General features: G+C 31.8%; 19 protein-coding genes. All 19 read right to left on the bottom strand.

Annotated elements, in window-relative coordinates; translation table 11 throughout:
• Positions 1–20 precede the first annotated feature (20 nt).
• The gene (locus tag F1592_RS05035) at positions 21–992 is read right to left on the bottom strand and encodes a biotin--[acetyl-CoA-carboxylase] ligase (protein ID WP_053017249.1); all 972 of its coding nucleotides are present in this window, start codon (positions 990–992) and stop codon (positions 21–23) included.
• Entirely contained in the window at positions 979–2181 is a 1203-nt protein-coding gene (locus F1592_RS05030; RefSeq protein WP_053017250.1) for a CCA tRNA nucleotidyltransferase, read from the bottom strand. Before F1592_RS05030 ends, F1592_RS05035 begins: the two co-directional genes overlap by 14 nt.
• A gap of 1 nt (position 2182) precedes the next feature.
• Positions 2183–3313, bottom strand: a complete 1131-nt coding sequence (gene bshA, locus F1592_RS05025; RefSeq protein ID WP_149809362.1) for an N-acetyl-alpha-D-glucosaminyl L-malate synthase BshA — start codon at positions 3311–3313, stop codon at positions 2183–2185.
• 27 nt (positions 3314–3340) lie between these two features.
• Entirely contained in the window at positions 3341–3658 is a 318-nt protein-coding gene (locus F1592_RS05020; RefSeq protein ID WP_011275748.1) for a nucleotide pyrophosphohydrolase, read from the bottom strand.
• A 289-nt stretch (positions 3659–3947) separates the two neighbouring features.
• Entirely contained in the window at positions 3948–4646 is a 699-nt protein-coding gene (locus F1592_RS05015) for a zinc metallopeptidase (RefSeq protein ID WP_029376682.1), read from the bottom strand.
• 44 nt (positions 4647–4690) lie between these two features.
• Positions 4691–5290: a DUF1405 domain-containing protein gene (locus F1592_RS05010; RefSeq protein ID WP_053017252.1), complete on the bottom strand. Its 600-nt coding sequence runs from the start codon at positions 5288–5290 to the stop codon at positions 4691–4693.
• 22 nt (positions 5291–5312) lie between these two features.
• Positions 5313–5849, bottom strand: coding sequence for a YpiB family protein (locus F1592_RS05005; RefSeq protein ID WP_053017253.1), 537 nt, complete (start codon positions 5847–5849; stop codon positions 5313–5315).
• A 14-nt stretch (positions 5850–5863) separates the two neighbouring features.
• Positions 5864–7108 (bottom strand): tetratricopeptide repeat protein, encoded by a 1245-nt coding sequence (locus F1592_RS05000; RefSeq protein WP_053017254.1) that lies wholly within the window; start codon positions 7106–7108, stop codon positions 5864–5866.
• A gap of 6 nt (positions 7109–7114) precedes the next feature.
• Positions 7115–8413, bottom strand: a complete 1299-nt coding sequence (aroA, locus tag F1592_RS04995; RefSeq protein WP_053017255.1) for a 3-phosphoshikimate 1-carboxyvinyltransferase — start codon at positions 8411–8413, stop codon at positions 7115–7117.
• A 12-nt stretch (positions 8414–8425) separates the two neighbouring features.
• Positions 8426–9490 (bottom strand): 3-dehydroquinate synthase, encoded by a 1065-nt coding sequence (gene aroB, locus F1592_RS04990; RefSeq protein WP_053017256.1) that lies wholly within the window; start codon positions 9488–9490, stop codon positions 8426–8428.
• A gap of 32 nt (positions 9491–9522) precedes the next feature.
• Positions 9523–10689: a chorismate synthase gene (gene aroC / locus F1592_RS04985; protein ID WP_037537055.1), complete on the bottom strand. Its 1167-nt coding sequence runs from the start codon at positions 10687–10689 to the stop codon at positions 9523–9525.
• Positions 10690–11001: 312 nt separating this feature from the next.
• Positions 11002–11451, bottom strand: coding sequence for a nucleoside-diphosphate kinase (ndk, locus tag F1592_RS04980; RefSeq protein WP_037537054.1), 450 nt, complete (start codon positions 11449–11451; stop codon positions 11002–11004).
• Between the two features lie 147 nt (positions 11452–11598).
• Entirely contained in the window at positions 11599–12555 is a 957-nt protein-coding gene (locus F1592_RS04975; RefSeq protein ID WP_011275739.1) for a polyprenyl synthetase family protein, read from the bottom strand.
• A gap of 12 nt (positions 12556–12567) precedes the next feature.
• Positions 12568–13287 carry a demethylmenaquinone methyltransferase gene (locus tag F1592_RS04970; RefSeq protein ID WP_053017257.1) on the bottom strand — a complete coding sequence of 240 codons (720 nt, stop codon included), beginning with the start codon at positions 13285–13287 and terminating at the stop codon, positions 12568–12570.
• Positions 13280–13867 carry a heptaprenyl diphosphate synthase component 1 gene (locus F1592_RS04965; protein WP_053017258.1) on the bottom strand — a complete coding sequence of 196 codons (588 nt, stop codon included), beginning with the start codon at positions 13865–13867 and terminating at the stop codon, positions 13280–13282. The genes F1592_RS04970 and F1592_RS04965 overlap by 8 nt, the downstream gene beginning before the upstream one ends.
• 210 nt (positions 13868–14077) lie before the next feature.
• The gene (locus tag F1592_RS04960; protein WP_011275733.1) at positions 14078–14350 is read right to left on the bottom strand and encodes an HU family DNA-binding protein; all 273 of its coding nucleotides are present in this window, start codon (positions 14348–14350) and stop codon (positions 14078–14080) included.
• Positions 14351–14518: 168 nt separating this feature from the next.
• The gene (locus F1592_RS04955; protein WP_053017259.1) at positions 14519–15517 is read right to left on the bottom strand and encodes an NAD(P)H-dependent glycerol-3-phosphate dehydrogenase; all 999 of its coding nucleotides are present in this window, start codon (positions 15515–15517) and stop codon (positions 14519–14521) included.
• A 15-nt stretch (positions 15518–15532) separates the two neighbouring features.
• Positions 15533–16843, bottom strand: coding sequence for a ribosome biogenesis GTPase Der (gene der / locus F1592_RS04950; RefSeq protein WP_037537049.1), 1311 nt, complete (start codon positions 16841–16843; stop codon positions 15533–15535).
• A gap of 224 nt (positions 16844–17067) precedes the next feature.
• On the bottom strand, positions 17068–18246 hold the full coding sequence (gene rpsA / locus F1592_RS04945) for a 30S ribosomal protein S1 (RefSeq protein WP_149809363.1): 1179 nt from the start codon (positions 18244–18246) through the stop codon (positions 17068–17070).
• Positions 18247–18576 lie beyond the last annotated feature (330 nt).

Here is an 18576-nt window from a genome sequence, read left to right as displayed (position 1 = left end):
TTATCTTCATGTCATTCGCATTATATATCTATATCCGCACTAATAAGGCGTCTAACTTCATTATTTTCGTCTCTAACTATTAAGAAACCATCGTCATCAATATCGATTGCTTCACCTGTAAATTGTTTGTCGTTTTCAGTGAAACGCAATTGGCGTTGCCATATATTTGAGGCTTCAATATACTCATTTCGAATTTCTGTAAAAGGCTTTGTTAAAAATTGTGAATATCGTTTCTCGATTGATGAAATGAGCTTTTCTAAAAATGAGTATCGATTAATTTTATTATTACTATGTAAACGAATGCTTGTTGCTCTCTGTTTAATATCATCAGAGAAATCACTGCCATTGTGGTTTAAATTAATACCTATACCGCAAATAATAGCGTCAATTGAATCGTAATTTGCTATCATTTCAGTTAAAAAACCACATACTTTTTTATCAGCAATATAGATATCGTTCGGCCATTTAATTTCTACTTTATCATTCGTGAAAGATTGTATTGCATCCCTAATTCCTAAAGCAACAAACAAGTTAAATTTTGGAATCATTGAAAAAGGTACATTTGGACGCAATACTAGAGACATCCATAAGCCTTTTCCTTTTGAAGAAGCCCAATTACGATTAAATCGACCTCTTCCTTTTGTTTGTTCGTCACTTAATATAATCATAGACTTATTATTATCTACCAATTCTTGCTTAGCAATAATCTGAGTTGATTCAACACTTTCAAATACTTTTATCTCTGAAGCTAGTTGTGAATTTTTTAAAATATAAGATACGATACCATTATACCAACTATCTGGGAGTTCATTTAATTGGTGGCCTTTATGATTGATAGATTCGATATTGCAACCATCTTTTTTTAATTGATCAATGACTTTTTTAACAGCTGCTCTAGAGATATTTAGCTGATCAGCAATATATTGTCCCGAAATATATTCAGATTGATGCATATATAGCATACGTATAACATCTTGACTATATTTTGACATTCTCTTTCACCCACTTCAATAATTCATCTTTTAAATTTGGAACTTTATTTATTAACACATCAATTTCTATTTGTCTAAGAACTTCTTTCAGCCAAGGGCCACTTTTTTTAGACGTAATTCTAAGTATATCTCCACCATTAATATTTAGTTCTCTACGACTTCTAATAGGTAAATGTTGATCAATTTCTTTTATTGATTGAAGATTAAATATTAACGGAGAGGCTACTTTAATGTTATTGTCTTCAAGTATTGAATTAATAGCAATGATATCTAAAATAGTATTCATACCATAGTCATAAACGAACAATTTTAATTGATCTTTAGATGAAACATGAGGCATCTCTAACATTATTTTATGATATTGATTGATTTTAGTTTTCTCATTGTTGCTTATATTTAAGTCAGAAAGTGAAGTGTTTGTTTGTTCAACAGTCATTAATATTGCTAACCATAATTCAAAGCTTATTGGTGAATTAACTTTAGTTTGCTTCATATCAAGACTTCTAAAGAAAGGTACATAATTAAAGAAATTCAAATCTATTAGGTTTGAGTAGCTTTGGCTTACATTTTGACCTTTAATTAATTTTTTTAATTCCACGACAATGCGTTCTATAGATAAATGTTCTACATCTGCGATATGATGTTTCATCGCCTCAAAAGTATCATCTTCTATAGTAAAATTCAATTGGGATTGAAAGCGTAATCCTCTTAAAATGCGTAATGCATCCTCTTTAAACCGTTCTTTAGCATCACCAACAGTTTTAATAATATGTTGATTCAATGCTACATCACCGTCAAAATAGTCATAAATATTAAAATTTTTATCCATAGCAATTGCATTAATTGTAAAGTCACGACGTTGTAAATCTTCTTTTAAATCACGCACGAAATAGACTTCACTAGGTCTACGATGATCAACATACTCTGCTTCAGCTCTGAAGGTTGTTACTTCATAATTTGTTCCTTGATACACGACATTTATAGTGCCATGTTCTCTCCCTATTGGGATAGTCTTGTCAAATATTGATTCTATTTCATCTGGTGTAGCACTAGTAGTAATATCGATGTCGTGAATGGGTCTGTTCATTAAGTAATCTCTCACCGATCCACCAACGAAATATGCTTCGAATCCATGTTGTTCTATTTTTTCTAAAATGGGTTTTGCTTGATTAAATAGTTCTGTTCCCATACTAATCCTCTTTTTGATTTAACATTTTTCTATAGTAGTGTTCATATTGATCAGTTATTAATTCTGAACCAAATCGTTCATCAATATCCTTTAACATAGCAGTTTGCATTTTATTATATAATTCTTTATTTGAAAGCAGTTGTAACGCATACTCACTTGCACTAGTGCTATCTCCTATATCCACAATGAAACCAGTCTCATCATGTTTAATAACCTCTTTAATACCACCAGCATTAGAACCTATCGGCACTACTCCTGTTTTCATTGCCTCAAGCAAAGTTAATCCAAAGCTTTCTTTTTCACTTAATAGAAGTACTAAATCAGACATTTGGTAAAATTCACTAACTTGATCTTGCTTGCCTAAGAATAGTACATCACTATCGATACCTAAGTGACGCGCTAACTTTCTCATGTCTAATAATTCAGGACCGTCTCCTAACAAGATTAATTTACTAGGTATGTTTTTATGAACTTTAGCAAATGTCTCTAATATAGTATCTATGCGCTTCACTTTTCTAAAATTAGATACATGTATAAGTACCTTTTCATCAGGTTTAATACCATATACTTCTTTAAGCATTTCATCATGACGCGTTGGAAATTCATTTTCACGCACAAAATTATAAATAGGAACAATTTCTTTCTCGGTTTCAATGATTGATTTAGTTTGATGTGCTAAAGAGTGACTTACACTCGTAACAATATCACTTTGTTCAATACCAAATTTAATGGCGCCTTTGAGTGAGTGGTCGTAACCTAGCACTGTGATATCAGTACCGTGTAACGTGGTCATTATTTTAATATCTTTTCCAGACATTTGACGTGCTAAAATCCCACAAACTGCATGAGGTACTGCATAGTGCATGTGTAATACATCTAAATCATATTCCTTTATAACTTCTGAAATTTTAGTACTCAAAGTAATATCATATGGAGGATATTGAAAGACGGCATATTGATTTACTTCAACTTGATGAAAAGTAATATTAGGTAAAGGTTTACGTATTCTAAAAGGAATATTGGAAGTTATAAAATGTACTTCATGGCCTCTTTCTGCCATTTTTATTCCTAACTCAGTAGCAATAATACCAGAACCGCCCATAGATGGATAACATGTGATACCTATTTTCATGAAAATCTATCCTCCTCTTGCTTATATTTATTTGCGTTCAAAACGATTTTTATCTCTAGTGTTGAACTTTTCCATTGTTTCATTAAAACTTTCAGTCATATCAATATCTAATGAATTAGCTATACAAAGTAAAACAAATAAATTGTCTCCTAATTCAGCTTTAATTGTATTATCTTCTTCAGTTTCTTTCTTTTTCTTTTCACCATGATAGTGGTTTATCTCTCTAGCAAGTTCTCCAACTTCTTCTGTTAAACGTGCTAAATTTGCCAGTGGAGAAAAATAACCAGCTTTGAATTGTCCAATGTACGCATCCACTTCATTTTGCATTTCTTTCATAGATTTCATTATGATCACTTTCTCCTTTATTATTAACTCTTATTTAGTATATATCATATTAAAAAATCATGCATTTTATGAATATAAAAAGAACAGACTATATTTTAAATCATACTGCTATATTTAGAAATTAAAAAAGGAGCAGAACAGAATTCATCTTGAATTCATTGTTCTACTCTCTTATAAGGATATCTAAAGTTAAAAATTTTGGTACTTGAACATTCAAAGTTTTAAATAACTACTAAAAATTTAAAGTAGTTTTTATATCATTGTTTTTATACCTATAATCCTAACTTTATTAATTATCACTTGCTCTAGCGATTAGTATAATTCTTACTAGTTCTGCAACAGCTGTCGCTGTAGCAGCAACATAAGTCATTGCAGCGGCTGAAAGAACCTTTTTAGCATGTTTATATTCTTTTTCATTTACAATGTTTAATGCAGTTATTTGTTTCATTGCTCTTGAACTTGCGTCAAATTCAACAGGTAAAGTTACGATTGAGAATAAGACTGCAAGTGACATTAAACCAGCACCAATCCATAAGGCTGTTGAGCCAAACGCACTACCCATAGCTGTTAAGATGATACCTAACATGATAATCATGTAACTTAATGAACTACCTAAATTAGCTAGTGGTACTAATGCACTTCTAAATCTTAAAAATGCATACCCTTGTTGATGTTGAATCGCATGTCCAACTTCGTGTGCAGCAATAGCTGTACCAGCTACTGAAGGTCTATCGAAGTTTGCAGGAGATAAACAAACAACTTTCTTTTTAGGATCATAGTGGTCTGTTAAGAAACCTTCACCCTTTACTACGTCAACATCATAAATACCATTTGCATGAAGTATTTCTTCTGCTACCTCGCGACCAGTTTTACCACTTGTTGATCTTACTTGTGCATATTTTTCATAGTTAGATTTTACTTTGTGTTGTGCCCACATAGGAATGAGCATAATAATGACGATATATATTATATAAGACATTATAGACAATAATTCCACTCTCCTTTAATCATATTCTACTGACTATCTAGTATTTAATCAAATAATTTAACCGATAAGATTTTTTGTAAATTATAATATAAACTTAGTGCAAAAACACTTAGCCAGAAAGCAATATAGCCTACCATCTCTTTGTGCTGTTCAATAAAATCATAGTACGGATACTTATTTAAAACATAATCCATATAGTCATTGTTAAAAACCCAGATCATTGCCACTAATAGCCCACTAATCCTAATTTTCAAACGAGGATAGAAATAAATAGCTTGAATCGCCATAATACCATGACTCATAATCAAAAAAACATTCATTATGGTTAAGTTATGATCTAGATTAATCATGAGAATATTCATTATTACTGCCCAAAGTCCATATTTAAGTAAGGTTACGAATGCAAGCGCCTCTACAAATGGGATATGCTTATTAAAAATGAGACAAATAATAACAATACACAAAAAAAGTGAAGCGATTGGGCTATCTGGTATAAATGGCAAGAAATACCAAGGTGTTTTAACTAATTGATCACCATACCAAATAAATCCATATAAGGTACCGAGTATGTTGCAAATAAGTAAAAAGATTAAGCAAGAGTGGCGATATAAGGTTAACTCCCACATCTGTTTTAATGTAAGCATGTGATTAAATTCCTTTGTGACTTTATCGGTTTTCAAAGACTTCTAAAATCTGTGTTAATTGGTAAAATTGTTCTCGATCATTAAGTTGTAAGCTTAAATCTATATTATGTCGTAAGTGCTCTACTAGCGAATGCACTTTTGTAGAATCGAGAGATAAATTGTAAATTGTGTTTAGATAAGCCGTGTACTGAGGAGAGTACATTAATTGATGAATAATTAAATCATTGAATCTAAAATCTATCGAGTGTTGGTCTGAAAAATGAATAAGAATATCGAAGTCGTTATGGTGAGTTGTTACGTATTCGAATATCTCATTTGTATTGATAAGTAAGTGATTATTTTTAACTAATCTAATTGCAGGTGCATCTGTATTTGTTAATGCAAGTTCTAACGTTTTATGGTTAAATATTCTTTGATTTACAAAATGTACATGTTCAAGTAACTCGGTATGAGATTTAATATAATTTAAAATCCACACGCTGATTCTTGATTTAAAATGATAATGAAACAAAGCATATTCAATATAACTTTGTTTCATTTGTGTAAGTGTTTGAGTCAAAAGAATCACCTACATTAATAGTCAAGACGATTGGCTTCTTCTTGCCATGTCTCATTACTAGGGTCCATTTCTAATAATTGTTGTAATATTGTTTTCGCTTTTTCTTTATAACCTATTTCGATTAAATAATAGTAATAGTCACTTAAGAAAGCGCTTTGAGTTTTCATTGTTGGATAAGCTAGTTCAAAGAAATGTTGTGCTTCTTTATCACGTTCTTCTTGGCCAAATGCATGAGCTAAATGCCACATGAATACAGGGTCCAAATCATCTTCATCCACATATGATAGCAATGCGATGATTGCTTCATAATCTTCTTCATTTCGGAACAAATCACTCAAAATTAATAAAGGTTCATGATAAGCATTGTCCACTTCAAGTGCTTGTTTTAGTAATTCAACACCTTCATTTGCATCACCATGTTCAATTTCTAAACTTCCTGTTGAAACCATCAATTCTTTATAAAATTGATTTAAACGTAACCCCTCTTTGCCGGTCTCAATGGCATCAGGATAATTTTTTTCATTTTCATAAAGTGATTGTAAATAGAAATATCCTTGAATAAAATCCGGATCTTTCGATAGAAGGTTCTTAGTAATTTTAATGGCTTCATGAGTGATATCATTTTTTTCATACGCGATTGCTTTTTTGAAGAAATCTTCAGAAGTCATTTCATCTTCATTAATTTCATCATATAGATTAATCGCATCACTATAGTTACCACTTTGTAATGCACAATCTGCCATACGAGCAAATAAATTAATACCATTCACTTCATATTCACCCGTATCTAATACGACTTCATATTCACGTGTAGCACGCAAATATTGACCATCAAAATATAGCATCTCAGCTAATGCGAAATGGATGATTGGATCATTTGGCTCTAATTCCCTAGCTTCAATTAGCTTATCAATGGCAACTTCTGTCATATTAATTTGCTGATATAAATCAGCCTCTAACATTAATTTTTCTGTTGATATTGCAACTTGACTTAAATATTCTAATGCTTCATCAGTTTGATTCTCTGACATTAGACCTTCAATAAAATATATAAGTAATTCACTTTCATCTGGATATTTATGATATAAAGTTCTAAATACCTCTAGACCTTGAGGTGTTAAACCAAAATTATATAGGGTTTCACCAAGAATAAATAAGGCATCGTCATTATTAGAAGTTAAAGCATCATTTACACGAGAATCTAAATTATCTAATTTTTGAAGATTGATATCGTCTATTAATTTATAGATATCTTCCATACTGTTTTATCCCTCATTTTCTAAAAGCATTAATTTAGGAAGGAAACCTGGGAACGATACATTTACTGCATCAAACTGACGGATAGTCAGTGGTTCATCACTTAATAATGATGCAATAGCTAACATCATCCCTATTCGGTGATCTGTTAAACTATCTACGGTTGCTGGTTTTTTAAATTCTGAAGGATGAATAATAAGTCCGTCATCAGTGGGCTGCAATTCAAACCCCAATAAACCGAGCATGTCTGCAGTCGTATCAATTCGATTAGTTTCTTTCACTTTTAATTCTTCTGCATCTTTAATAATACTAGTACCACTTGCTTGTGTACACAATAGTGCAATAATTGGTAACTCGTCAATAGCTTTTGGAACTATATCACCTTCAATAAGAACAGGGTTTAAGTTTGGTGTGTATTTAACACGGATTGATGCAGTAGGTTCTGATGTATCTGTGATATTTAAACATTCAATATTTCCTTCCATTTGTTTAACGATATCTATAATACCTGAACGAGTCGGATTGATGCCAACATTATGAATTGTAATATCACTACCAGGAGTAATAAGTGCTGCCACTATAAAGAATGCTGCTGAAGAGATATCACCAGGCACATAAAAATCTTTAGCTTTTATATGTTCGATAGCATTTGGTTGAGTAGTAATTTCTTTACCAGAAATGCTAATCGGAATATTAAAATGTTCAAACATTGTTTCAGTATGATTTCGACTTACATCTAACTCAGTAATTTTAGAACTGTCATTAGAAAATAGACTTGCAAACAATAATGCACTTTTGACTTGTGCACTGGCCACTTCCATTTTATAGGTAATACCATTAATTGATGCGGGTTTAATAATTAATGGTGTAAAATTATCATCAATGCCAGTAATATTTGCCCCCATTAATCTGAGTGGCTTCATTATTCTATCCATAGGTCGCTTACCTATAGAAGCATCACCGGACAAAACGCAATTTAGATTGAGCCCACTTAGTAAACCAGCTAATAATCGTGTTGTAGTACCAGAATTTCCAGTATATAGTGTTTGATGTGGTGTTTTAAATTTATTATAACCAGGTGAATCAACTATAATCTTTTCTTCAGCAAGCTGTATGTTAACACCTAATAATTTAAATATTTCTATTGTGCGTAAACAATCTTCGCCCAAAAGAGGCTTATATATAGTCAATTGACCAGTTGCTAAAGACGCTAACATAATCGCTCGATGGGTCATTGACTTGTCTCCGGGCACTTCAATTTCTCCAATTAAAGGCCCTTTTATATCTATCATTTGATCATTTGACATACTGTAATCCACCTACTTTAATACTAGTTGTAAATCGTTAAATGCTTTTATTAATATAGTTTTTTCAACGTGACATACTCGTGGTTTTCCAAGTTTTTCTAGTAATACCATTTGAATACCTTCACCATTATTTTTCTTATCAGTTAACATATAGTGATACATATCATCAAAGTTTAATTGCTGAACAATTTGAACTGGATAATTAAGTTTCTTTAAATAGTTAGCATAATATGAGATGTCGAATTGTGTATCGAGTAAAGTATTAGCAACTATAAATTGGTAAATAATTCCAATCATAACAGCATGACCATGTGGTATTTTAGTCTTGTACTCAACGGCATGACCGAATGTATGTCCTAAATTTAAATACTTTCGCATATTGTGCTCTTTTTCATCTTTAATGATGACGTTTAGTTTAGCTTTGATTCCTTTGAAGATAAACTGATCTATATCATTCAAAGATTGTAGTTTTTCTTTTGTGGAGAAGTGTTTTTCAATGTCATCTACTGCAACTTGACCTGTTAATAGTGCATGCTTGTAAACTTCAGCATACCCACTTAGTATTTCGTCATAAGGCAATGTTGCTAAGAAATTTAAATCGTATATCACAGCTTTCGGTCTATAAAATGCGCCAATTAAATTTTTACCGTGAATGGAATTAATCCCTACTTTACCTCCCACGCTAGAGTCATGGGCAAGTATTGTTGTAGGTACTTGTATGAAATCAACACCCCTTAATAAAGATGAAGCAAGAAATCCAGTGAAATCTCCAGTAGCACCGCCACCTATCGCAACTAAACAAGTATTACGTGTTAAATTGTATTCAAGAAGGTGTTCTAGCGTTTGTTGATAATGTTCAAACGTCTTCATCTTCTCACCAGCTGGAACTATAATCTTATATATATGTGTTGATTCAAGTAACGGTGTAAACTTAGTTTTAAAGTTAAAATCGACGTACTCATCAATGATAAGAAACACTTTATCATAGTCTTGTATATATTCAGATAACTCCTCGAAAGCATTATGTTCAACTATAATTGGATAATTATTATTTGGATAGGTTGTTTGTAATTGCATATGAAATACCTCGTTCCTTACCTAATATTTTATTAAAATTCAATATTAAGGCGTCTTCGTTCATCAATTTGGGCTTTTAGCTGATCGATATGATTGGATTGAAACTCTTCTGTAATGGCTTTAGCAATCTCAAAAGCAACAACATGTTCACAAACAACACTTGCTGCAGGTACTGCACAACTGTCAGAACGTTCAATCGTGGCTTTAAAGTCTTCTTTAGTATTAATATCAACGGAATTAAGTGGTTTATATAAAGTAGGAATTGGCTTCATAACACCATTAACAATAATCGGCATACCATTTGTCATTCCACCTTCAAAGCCACCTAAATGATTGGAGCCTCTATAGAATCCAATTTCATTATCATATAAAATTTCGTCTTGAATTTCGCTACCTGGTTTTTCAGCAGCTTTGAATCCTTCACCGAAGCTTACTCCTTTAAATGCGTTAATACTTACAACACCTTGTGCTATACGACCATCTAATTTACGATCATATTGCACATAACTACCGACTGCAACAGGCATATTTTCAACCATAACTTGAACAACACCACCAATGGAATCGCCATCTTTTTTAGCAGCATCAATTTTATCTCTCATTTTTTGAGCGATCGTTTCATCAATTACACGTACGTCATTCTTATCAATATTTTGTTTGAATGTTTCAGTATCATATAAACCTTCATCTTTAATACCACCAATTTCAACAACACGACTATACATGTGAATGTCTAATTGTTCTAGAAGAATTTTAGATACTGCACCTACTGCAACACGTGCTGCTGTCTCTCGAGCCGATGAACGTTCTAAAACATTTCTTAAATCTCTATGATTATATTTCATACCACCGATTAAATCTGCGTGTCCAGGACGGGGTTTTGTAATCGTACGTTTCATATTATCTCTTTCTTCATCAGAAATAGGCTCAATTCCCATAATATTTCTCCAATGTGTGAAATCATCATTTGTGACAACAATCGTAATTGGACTACCAAGTGTATATCCATTTCTGACTCCTGATACAATCTCTACTGCATCTTTTTCAATTTGCATACGACGTCCTCTACCGTAGCCACCTTGACGTTTAAACATTTCTTTATTTATATCTTCCGCTTTAATTTCTAAATTAGCAGGCACACCTTCAATAATTACTGTTAATTGAGGACCATGTGATTCTCCAGATGTTAAATATCTCATGAGAATACGCTCCTTTCCCTTTACTACGTTAAATTGTGATATGTGTTATCATATCACATTCAACCTTATAACATAACTAGTGTGCTACAGTTATTTTTTTAATTTATTAGAATATTTTAATAATTATCAAACGATAGATTAGTGATTATATATTCAAATTAAAAAAAGAAGGTAGGACAGAATTCATTTTGAATTCATTGTCCTACCTTTAAAATGTTGACTAAAAAGATATATGCTAAATTTGAGAAATTATTTATTTCAATCAACTAAAGCTAATTTGAATTGTAAACGCTTATTAAATATTTGAATTTACTATTCGTATAACCAAGTATCTCTAGGTGCTTCGTAGCTACTTAATTCCTCTTCTTTGAACCATAAATTAATCTCTCTTTGTGCTGATTCAACTGAATCAGAACCATGAATTACGTTTCTTCCTACTGTTAAACCTAAATCTCCTCTTATAGAACCTGGTGTAGCTTCAGAAGGATTTGTTTTACCTATAATATGTCTTGATACATCTACAGCGTCTTCACCTTCGACAACCATCGCAAAAACAGGTGCTGAAGTAATAAATGAAATTAATTTACCATAGAATGGCTTGTCAGTATGTTCAGAATAGTGTTCTTCAGCTAGAGATTGAGGAACTGTCATTAATTTAGCACCGACAAGTTTTAACCCTTTTCTTTCAATACGTGAAATAATTTCTCCCACTAAATTACGTTGTACTGCATCTGGTTTAATCATTAAGAAAGTTCTTTCCATCGTAATTGATCCCCCTGTGAATTAAGTCTGATTAATTTAAGACTTAAAATATAAATGCTTATTTATGTATAGTAATCTTGTGTAACAAACAACCTGCTACTATTCAATAGTAACAGGTTGTTAAAGCGCTTTCAATATTTTTTCATTCTAAACACTACGTGATCCCATTTTCTTTATTAATTTAATAAAAAGACTTTGAGCATTGGGTTCATCAAGTTCATCAATTAACTTAAGCGCCTTAGCTAAATATTTATCACTAATTGCTTTTGATTCTTTAATACTATAAGAATTTCTAATCTGTTCAATTAGAGGTTTAAACTCTTGAGATTCAGATTGATGATTTAGTGCAGCAATTTTTTTCTTAAATGACGTATCTTTTTTCATTTCAAGTAAAACTGGTAACGTTATATGTCCATTCATTAAATCACTACCAACTGGTTTGCCAAGTTTCTTTTCAGTGCTAGTGAAATCCAAAATATCATCTACTATTTGGAAACTCATACCAATATAATGACCAATCATTTTAAGTTTTCGAATGGTTTCATCATTAGCTTCTGAAGTAATTGCTCCTACTTCAGTTGCTAGCTGAATTAATAATGCTGTTTTCCTATTGATACGTCTCAGATAGTTAGTAATACTTTGTTCGCTATTAAATTGATCTTGAAATTGGAATAACTCACCAAGTCCTACATTTACAATTGAATTTGAAATTATGTGATGAATTCGATTGTCACGAATTTCAGATAAATGTTCCAGTCCTAATGCTAGTAGAAAGTTTCCAGTTAGTATTGCAGTAGTAACATCCCATTTTTTTACTATGGTTAATCGTCCACGTCGTTTGTCACTCTTATCTATAACATCATCATGAACGAGCGTTGCCATATGAATTAACTCTAATGCAACTGCGACGCGATACGTGTCTTCTGTTTTCTTTTGTGGACCGAATTGACTACTTAATATAACAAATGCAGGTCTAACTCTTTTGCCCCCTGAAGAAAGCAAGTGTGATGAGGCTTCACGTAATATTGGATCATTGCTTTCAATAGCTTTTTGAAGGCGTTTTTCTACATTTTTTATCTCGCTATTCATGTTTAACTTTGCCACGTTAATCACCTTTTATTTAGTCGAACTTTTTTGTTTATAGCCTAGATGCATTGCAGCAACGCCACCTGTAAAGCTACGGATTTTAATTTTATTAAAGCCAGCTTGTTCAAACAATTGTTTTAACTTATCCTTATCTGGAAAATCGAACGTAGATTGTTGTAACCATTCATATTCTTCTTTTGATTTGGCAAATAATTTACCAAATACTGGCATTACAAATTTAAAGTACAATTTATAAACTTGTTTAAACACAGGCATTGTTGGTTGACTTGTTTCCAGACAAACAATCATTCCACCTGGCTTTAAGACTCTGTTCATTTCTTTTAATGCAACTAAATAATCAGGTACGTTACGTAGACCGAAACCAATAGTTACATAATCAAATGAATTATCTTCAAACGGTAAATTCATTGCATCGCCATGAACTAAATGAATATTGTTCATGTGTTTAGTTTTTTCTTTACCAACTTCTAACATGTTTTCACTAAAGTCTAAACCTGTCACCTCACCATGAGCACCAACTGCTTTACTTAAGGCTATTGTCCAATCAGCGGTACCACAACAAACATCAAGTGCTTTACTACCAACTTTAACGTGCATATCTTTCATTACATGTTTACGCCATACTTTGTGTTGTTCGAAACTAATTATGTTATTTAAACGATCATATTTACTTGAAATATTTTGGAAGACTGTATGAACTTGTTCTTTTTTTGCATTATTTTCAGCCATTAATATTACCTCTACTTTTCTCTATATAACTTTGATTGATATCTTTTAAAAACTGATGTACATCAGCGGCTTGATACATTTTAAGGTAAGGTGGATAGTAATCATCAACCTCAGGAATTAATTTTTGATACAAATTTAAAGGGGTTACTTGTTCTTTACTGAAATGAGACAAAGTTATATATGGGAAAATTGTTTCTATTTCAATAATTGCATCATAGATATCTTCAGTTTCTATTACTTGATGATGTAATGATGATTTTAATTCATTAGATTTAACGATTGCTTTACTCATTGCTAATTGAAAAGTTGGATCATTTATTTCAGCTAACAACGTATAAAAATGAGCACTTAGCAAATCACCAATCAAAATAGATTTCTTTGACTTTTGATTTTGAGTAATTTCATCAAGGTGTTTCATTGAAGTATCGATAGTGAGGCAAGCAAGTTTAGCATTCTCAGGAATATCATAACAATCTAATAATTCACCCAATCTAGAGTTTATGTTAATAGCTTCATAGTCATGAATTCCCTTAAGCTTTTGATTAATTTGTCTATTTAATTTGCTTATAGTTCTTTCCATGTTCACACCTCACGTTATTATCACTATACATCTTAACATTATATGAATAAAAATAAAATATAGTGACTTAACGTTACAATTACTTTATTTATTGAATAGAAAAGCTATTAAGGAATAACAACTTTCATAATATAGTAATAAATTATATGCATTAATTCTCTATAATGATTTATGTATAAAAAAAAGCCCTTTATAGGGCTTTTAAGTAAATTATTTAACAGCATCTTTTAATGCTTTACCAGCTTTAAATGCTGGAACTTTACTTGCAGGAATTTCAATTTCTTTACCTGTTTGAGGGTTACGTCCTTTACGTGCAGCACGTTCACGAACCTCAAAGTTTCCGAAACCAATTAATTGAACTTTTTCACCTTTAGAAAGTGATTGTTGGATTGATTCGAAAACAGCATCTACAGCTGAACCAGCTTCTTTTTTAGTTAAATCAGCTTGTTCTGCAACTGCATTAATTAAATCAGTTTTATTCATTATGAGTTCACCTCCAGATGAATGATAATGATATCTTTATATCATTATGCTATGACTTTAACACAACAATTAATGTTACCGCAATAATTTATGCACTTAAAACACTGAAATATCAGTATTTTATGTACAAATCTGCGAAAAATTTTTGATAATGAGTAATATTACACTTTATTCAGATTTTTTATCTCTTCCCATTAAATCTTTAACACTGTCTTTAACCGGATTATCTTCGAATAAAACCTTGTAAAGTGCATTAGTTATAGGCATATCAACATTTTGTTGTTTAGCTAAATGGTATACAGAATTAGTAGTATAAATCCCTTCTACTACCATATTCATTTCATTTAAAGCTTCATCCATCGTTTGGCCTTGTCCTAATTTAAATCCTAAAGTGTAATTACGTGAATGCGTTGATGTACAAGTAACAATTAGATCTCCAATACCACCAAGACCTAAAAATGTCATTGGATCAGCACCTAATTTTTCACCTAATCTGCTTATTTCAGCTAAACCTCGTGTCATTAAAGCAGCTTTAGCATTATCACCATAGCCCATGCCGGCTACAATACCACTCGCAACTGCAATGATATTTTTTAATGCTCCTCCTAGTTCAACACCGACTAAATCATTATTAGTGTATACACGTAAATAATCATTCATAAATAAATCTTGAATCAGTTTGCTAACTTTTTCATCTTTTGATGATGCGGCGACTGTAGTTGGTTGTTTAATCACTACTTCTTCTGCGTGACTAGGACCTGATAAAACACCGATACCACCATTGTGTTCTTCTGAAATTGAATCTTCAATCATTTCTGAAACACGTTTGAATGTATTATTTTCTATTCCTTTTGCAACATGTATAAAAGTTTTCTTAGTATCAATTAAATTATCAATTTCACTTGTAACTTCGCGCATTGCTTTAGTTGGTAGAGCCATTAAATATATATCAGTAAAATTCACGGCTTCTTTAATATCACTAGTTGCTTTAATACTACTATTTAAAACGACATCTTTTAGATAGCGTTTATTTTGATGGTGATCATTTAATTCTTTCACACTATCTTCATTTTTTCCCCACATTAAAACAGTATGTCCATTCTCAGCTAATACATTAGCTAATGCAGTACCAAAACTTCCCATACCAAAAACAGTAATTTTAGTCATAGTTTTATCTCCTTCTTAGTTTCTTCTTCTTGGAATGATGTGAATAGGTGTTCCTTCAAAACCAAATGCATGACGAATTTGATTTTCAAGGTAACGTTTGTAAGAAAAATGCATTAGTTCGACATCATTAACGAATACAACAAATGTTGGAGGCTCGATAGCTACTTGTGTAGTATAGAATACATTCAAACGACGGCCTTTATCAGTTGGCGTAGGATTCATAGATATAGCGTCAGTGACAACTTCATTTAAAGTAGAACTTTGAACACGTTTTTTATGGTTTTCGCTTGCTTCATTAATATATGGGAATAACGTGCGTAAACGAGTGCCTTCCTTAGCAGAAACAAAAGCAATTTGAGCATAATCTAAAAATTGGAACTGATTTCTGACATCATCAGCAAATTTCTTCATTGTGTTACTATCTTTGTCAACTGTGTCCCATTTATTCACTACAATGACAACTGCTTTACCTTCTTCATGAGCATATCCTGCAACACGTTTATCTTGCTCGATTATACCTTCCTCAGCATCGATTACAATCAAGACTACATTAGATCGTTCAATTGCTTTAAGTGCACGTAGTACTGAATATTTTTCAGTTGATTCATACACTTTCCCTTTTTTACGCATACCTGCTGTATCTATTAAAACATAATCTTGTCCATCATAACTGTATTCAGTATCAACAGCATCTCTAGTAGTTCCTGCAACGTTTGATACAATAACGCGTTCTTCACCAAGAATTGCATTTACTAAACTAGATTTTCCTACATTAGGACGACCGATTATCGATAGTCTTATAGTATCTTCATCATATGGATCTTCAGTTTCTTCATTAAAGTGCTTAACTACCTCATCTAATAAATCCCCTAAACCTAAGCCGTGTGATCCTGATATTGGATATGGATCTCCAAAACCTAATGAGTAAAAGTCAAAAATGTCATTTCTCATTTCAGGGTTATCTACTTTATTAACGGCCAATACAACAGGCTTTTTAGATTTATATAGCATCTGTGCAACCATTTCATCACTTTGGGTTAAACCTTCTCGAACATTCACCATAAAGATAATGACATCTGCTTCATCAATTGCGATTTCAGCTTGTGCTCTTATTTGAGTTTGAAATGGAGCATCTCCTATTTCTATTCCACCAGTATCAATAATATTAAATTCATGTGTTAACCATTCGCCTGATGAATAAATTCTATCACGTGTAACACCAGGTGTGTCTTCGACAATTGAAACACGTTCACCTACTACTCTATTAAATATTGTAGATTTCCCTACATTAGGCCTACCTACAATAGCTACAATAGGTTTCGTCATAAGCTAACTTCCTCTCTTTCTAAAATCTCTATAATTTTATCATATGACCTACTTATTTCAAACAAAGTATGTAAGTTAAGCAAAAATATGGTTTTTAAAACAATAAATCTCGCTACATTTCATAAATTAATTACCATTATAATCCATTAAATTGTGAGAAAATGAAAATTCCCAATTAAAGTCTTAAACTTTAATTGGGAATGAGTTTGTATGATAACTTGAGATTAAAATTTTAAGTCTTTAAATTTATCGCCAAAGACATCACCTAATGTTGGATTGTCTTCATTTGAATCATTACTTAAATAAGATTGAGTTGTAGCATCATCGCTCTCAACAACGTCTTCTTTAGGTAATGTAGCTTTAATTGAAAGTGAGATACGTTCATTTTCTTCATCTATACCTAAAATTTTAACATTAACTTGTTGTCCTGGCTCAAGTTTTTCACCTGGTGTGCCAATATGTTCATGAGCAATTTCTGAAATATGCACTAAACCTTGAACACCTGGAGCAATTTCAACGAAAGCACCGAAGTTAGCTAAACGCACAACTTTACCTTCAATAACATCTTCTTCATGAAATTGTCCTTTAATGCTTTCAAATGGTGTAGGTAAAGTATCTTTGATAGAAAGTGAAATACGTTCAGCATCTTTTTCTACAGACTTAACTTTTACATCTACCTCTTGACCTACAGAAACTACATCTTCTGGAGAATCAACATGTTCATGAGATAATTCAGAAACGTGGACTAAACCATCTACGCCACCGATATCAACAAAAGCACCAAAGTTAGTTAGACGAGCGACTTTACCTTTAATAACATCACCAGCATTAAGTGATTCTAATAAAGAAGCTTTTTTCACATCATTTTCAGCTTGCTCTACTGCTTTACGGCTTAAAATGACTCTATTATTTTCAGGATCTAATTCTTCTACTTTAATGCGAATAGTTTGTCCATCGAATACAGAGAAATCTTCAATGAAATCAGTTGAAATTAGTGAAGCTGGTACAAAACCGCGTTGACCTACATCTACAACCAGGCCACCTTTAACTACTTCTGTAACTTTAGCCTCAATTATTTCGTCATTATCAAGTTTTTCTTGTAAATATTCATATGATTTTTCAGTTTCAAGTTGACGTTTTGAAAGAATATAAGCACCTGAGTCATTTTCTTCATCAACTTCGATTTTAGTAACATATGCTTCAATTTCATCACCTTGTTTAACTACCTCACTTGGGTTCTCAATATGATGAGTTGAAAGTTGGCTAATTGGAATGATTCCATTGAATTTGCCACCATTAATATGAACTACGACTTGTTTGTCTTCAACTTGTTGAACCTCACCAGTGACTTTGTCACCTTCTTTAATATCATTAATCATTGATTCATTGAATTCTTCAGTCATCTTGTTTGCCTCCTTATACACTACATACATATAACATCTTATAAACCAGTAGAATTGTCAAGAAATTCCCCTTTAGTTTCATAAGTTCTTAAAAAAATTATCAATTATTAAAATTATAAAATGAAAATTTAACTGATTTGTAACTTTTGAAAATTCATAATTTTTATACGAACTAAATATATGTTATACGATTAAAAAAGTGCTTAATAGTTACCCCTTTTAATTATATAGAATAAAAATAGCTATTTAAAATAATTCGCACTTTAAACTTAGTTAAGTACGAATCACTCTAAATAGCTATCATTATTTAGGCTCTATAATAAATTGGAC

It is taken from the genome of Staphylococcus sp. GDX7P312P (assembly GCF_008385775.1).
GTDB lineage: Bacteria > Bacillota > Bacilli > Staphylococcales > Staphylococcaceae > Staphylococcus > Staphylococcus haemolyticus.
This window is presented reverse-complemented; position numbering and strand designations above follow the sequence as displayed.